Genomic DNA, 813 nt, shown 5'->3' with positions numbered 1-813 from the left:
AGACCAGCGCGTTCACCAGGGCGACCCCGCTGAGCCGTAACGCCGCCACGACCACCACGTCCGGTGCGGCCGGCGGCGAGAGCACGGGCGCGGGCAGCCGTCCCCGGTCACAGCCAAAGCCTCGCCCCCGTTCCGCTCCGCCGTCGCGGCCCCGCGCTCCCGAACCCCGGGTCTCCGCCGGCAGCCGCCTCGCCCGCGGTCTGCGGGCGGCGCTGCGGCGTGTGCCGGGCTGGTGGCCGCTGCCGCTGTGTCTGGCGCTGGGCGCCGGCGCCGGTGCCGCGTACTCCGCGGTGACCCCCGCTCAGTACGCCGCCACCAGCTATGTCGTCGTCTCCCCCGCCCCCGGCCAGTCGGAGGCGGCGGGCGCGCTCGGCTATGCCCAGGCGTACGGCAAGATCGCCACCGACCCCATGATCCTCGCGGACGCGGAGAAGCGGGCCAAGCTGCGCCCGGGCACGATCCGCGACGGCATCCAGGCGAGCACCTCGCCCGACGCCCCGATGGTGCAGATCACCGCGACCTCCTCCAAGGCCGGGCAGGCGGCGAAGAACGCCGACGCCGTCGCGAAGGCCCTCACCCACACCGCCAAGTCCTCGACGAAGCGGACCGGTGCGCGGTTGACCGTCCTCTCCGAGGCCATGGCCCCGCCGACTCCCGTCTCGCCGTCCTCGGCGGTCGCCGTCTCCGTGGGGGCGTGCGCCGGGGGACTGTTGGGCGGGCTCGTGCTGCTGGTACGTCCGCCCTCGCGGCGCCGTGCGGCGCTCGCGGGCGCCGCGGACACCGGGACGGCGACGGCCACGGCCGCGGGCGCCG

Annotated in this window: 1 protein-coding gene; it reads left to right on the top strand. The window is 77.1% G+C overall.

From position 1 onward, the window contains the following. On the top strand, nt 1–813 hold an 813-nt coding region (locus tag AN218_RS36750; RefSeq protein ID WP_171908697.1), incomplete at both ends, for a YveK family protein.

The organism is Streptomyces nanshensis, assembly GCF_001751255.1.
GTDB lineage: Bacteria > Actinomycetota > Actinomycetes > Streptomycetales > Streptomycetaceae > Streptomyces > Streptomyces nanshensis_A.
This window is presented reverse-complemented; position numbering and strand designations above follow the sequence as displayed.